The organism is Rhodoplanes roseus (assembly GCF_003258865.1).
Taxonomy (GTDB): Bacteria; Pseudomonadota; Alphaproteobacteria; order Rhizobiales; family Xanthobacteraceae; genus Rhodoplanes; species Rhodoplanes roseus.
Genome location: NZ_NPEX01000462.1, coordinates 1 through 3,054, shown reverse-complemented (window position 1 = coordinate 3,054; position 3,054 = coordinate 1). Strand labels below are relative to the sequence as shown.

At 67.0% G+C, this 3,054-nt stretch carries 3 protein-coding genes; 2 read left to right on the top strand and 1 reads right to left on the bottom strand.

All coding sequences use genetic code 11. The annotated features are described in order from the left end of the window. Positions 1-83: 83 nt before the first annotated feature. On the bottom strand, positions 84-566 hold the full coding sequence (locus CH341_RS30105) for an Lrp/AsnC family transcriptional regulator (RefSeq protein WP_111423155.1): 483 nt from the start codon (positions 564-566) through the stop codon (positions 84-86). A gap of 233 nt (positions 567-799) precedes the next feature. Here CH341_RS30105 and trxB point away from each other — a divergent pair, with 233 nt between their 5' ends. Then, positions 800-1,765 (top strand): thioredoxin-disulfide reductase, encoded by a 966-nt coding sequence (trxB, locus tag CH341_RS30100; protein WP_111423152.1) that lies wholly within the window; start codon positions 800-802, stop codon positions 1,763-1,765. Between the two features lie 175 nt (positions 1,766-1,940). Then, a complete protein-coding gene (locus CH341_RS30095) occupies positions 1,941-2,834 on the top strand; it encodes a LysR family transcriptional regulator (protein ID WP_111423150.1) in 894 nt (297 codons plus the stop codon). The last annotated feature ends 220 nt before the right edge of the window (positions 2,835-3,054 follow it).

Genomic DNA, 3,054 nt, shown 5'->3' with positions numbered 1-3,054 from the left:
GAGTCGATCGGAATGCCCATCAGGTAGTACCCGGCGCCGTTGACCAGGTAACCGTCCTTGTTCGGCTGGAAGTCGCCCGCGCCTCACACCGCCAGGCGGTCGAGCTCCAGCGGGACGATCGGGTCGTTCTTGGAGTTGCGCAGCGTCAGCGTGGTCTTGACGTTGCGCACATTGGGGGCGCCGGTCAGCTCGGCGACCAGCGCCTGGAAGGTGGACAGGTTGGGCGCCACGCATTTGAGCAGGAAGTCGATCTCGCCCGACAGCATCCAGCATTCGCGGACCAGCGGCTTCGAGCGCACATAGGCCTCGAAAGCGGCGAGGTCCGCCTCGGCCTGGCTCGACAGATGCACCATGGCGAAGGCCGTGACCTCGTAGCCGAGTCGCTTCTCGTCGAGCAGCGCCCGATAGCCGGTGATGAACCCGGCCTCCTCCAGCGCGCGCACGCGACGCAGGCAGGGCGGCGGCGATATGCCTACGCGGCGGGCGAGCTCGACATTGGTCATGCGACCGTCCTCCTGGAGCTCTTTCAGGATTCGGTGGTCGATCGCATCGAGGCGATAGGGCACGGGGCTCTCCAGATCGTCGCCGTGTCGTCGACGGGGCGCGACTCGGCGACAGCATTATCGCAAGAGACGTGCCATCGGAAATATTATTGCGCGACGTCGCGACCCAAGTTGTTCACCGAAATACACATCCGGGGTTATGCGTGTCTTGCATGCCTTGGAGGAACGTCTACATTGACAACACCGTCCGCGACGACGCGGCGGGTCTCTCCGCATGCCTTTCGACGAGGTTCCGCATGGCCGAGACCACCCATGCCCGCGTGGTAATCATCGGATCGGGTCCGGCCGGATACACGGCCGCGGTCTATGCCGCACGCGCCATGCTGGAGCCGGTCCTGATCCAGGGCATCCAGCCCGGCGGCCAGCTCACCATCACGACCGACGTCGAGAACTATCCGGGCTTCGCCGAGCCGATCCAGGGCCCCTGGCTCATGGAGCAGATGCAGAAGCAGGCCGAGCATGTCGGCACCCGCATCGTCACCGATCACGTCAACGCCGTCGATCTCGGCCAGCGGCCGTTCCGGCTGGTGTGCGATTCGGGTGACGTTTATCTGGCCGACGTTCTGATCGTCGCAACGGGCGCCCAGGCGCGCTGGCTCGGCATTCCGTCGGAGGAAAAGTTCAAGGGCTACGGCGTCTCGGCCTGCGCCACCTGCGACGGGTTCTTCTACCGCAACAAGCAGGTCATCGTCGTCGGCGGCGGCAACTCGGCCGTCGAGGAGGCGCTGTTCCTCACCAACTTCGCCTCCAAGGTGACGGTGGTGCACCGGCGCGACGGCTTCCGGGCCGAGCGCATCCTGCAGGAGCGGCTGTTCGCCAATCCGAAGGTCGAGGTGATCTGGAACGCGACGCTCGACGAGATCGTCGGCACCGACAATCCGCTGAAGGTGTCCGGCGCGCGGCTGCGCAACGTGCAGACCGGCGCCGTCACGACGCTCGCGGCCGACGGCGTGTTCGTCGCCATCGGCCATGCGCCGGCGACCGAGCTGGTCAAGGGACAGCTCGAGCTGAAGCCGTCCGGCTACGTGAAGGTGGCGCCGTTCTCCACGGCGACGTCGGTGCCGGGCGTGTTCGCGGCCGGCGACGTCGCCGACGACGTCTATCGCCAGGCCGTCACGGCGGCCGGCATGGGCTGCATGGCGGCGCTCGAGGCCGAGCGCTTCCTCGCCGCCCACGCCGAGACGCGCGCCGCGGCCGAGTGACAAGTCGGGATCTTTCAACCATGGCATCCGGTTTCGATCCGGGGAGTTGCGCAGCGGCGGAGCCCGCGACCTCGAATCGTGCCAGACAAGGACAAGCGCGGGTCGATAACGGCCGGCGCAGTGCTCGCGCGCAACCGCGGGCCGGGATGGGAACGGGCATCGCCCGCGAACGATCATGGATTGGGACAAGCTGAAGGTCTTCCACGCTGCCGCAGAGGCGGGCAGCTTCACCCATGCGGGCGAGCAGCTCGGGCTGTCGCAGTCGGCGGTGTCGCGTCAGGTCAGTGCGCTGGAGCAGGAGCTCTCGGTGGCGCTGTTCCACCGCCACGCCCGCGGCCTGATCCTCACCGAGCAGGGCGAGCTTCTCTACCGCACCGCGCACGACGTGTTCATGAAGCTCGAGTCGGTGCGGGTGAAGCTCACCGACAGCCGCGAGCGGCCGCACGGCGATCTCCGCGTGACCACGACGATCGGCATGGGCGTGCACTGGCTCACGCCGCGGCTCGGCGAGTTCACGGATCTCTATCCCGACATCCGGATCACGCTGATCACCACCGAGGAGGAGCTCGACCTCGCGATGCGCGAGGCCGACGTGGCGATCCGGCTGCGCCAGCCGACCCAGCCCGACCTGATCCAGCGCAAGTTGTTCTCGGTGCACTACCACGCCTACGCGTCCCCCGAGTATCTCAAGCGCTTCGGCACGCCGCGCTCGATCGACGATCTCGACAAGCACCGGCTGGTCGTGCTCGGCGGCACCGTCGTGCCGATCAACCTGCAGAGCGCCCGCTGGCTGCTGACCGCCGGCCGCGAGGGCAAGGATCTGCGCCAGCCGCACCTGATCATCACCAACATCGCCGGCGTGCTGCGCGCCTGCCAGCGCGGCATCGGCATCGCCATGCTGCCGGACTACATCCTCGAGGACGACCAGAGCCTGGTGACGCTGTTCAGCGACGACGAGGCGGTCTCGCTCGACGCCTTCTTCGTCTATCCGGAGGAGCTGAAGTCGGTCGCCCGCGTCCAGGCGTTCCGCGACTTCCTGGTCAGCAAGGCGCAGCGCTGGAACTACTGAGGGGTGCGGGCGCCGGGCGATAATCGCCCGAGGTTCCTCGATTGCGAACAGCCCTGCGGGCTAGACAATGGTGGCATGTAATAACCGTCATTGCGCCCCGCCGGGCCGGCCGACATCCTGATCGAAGCTGAAGGCGACGGCTTCCTCCCAATCTGCCCGGAGCCACCAGCTGTCCCTCTGGAAGGTGTTGTCGGCGTTTGCCGACGAAACTACGCCGGGT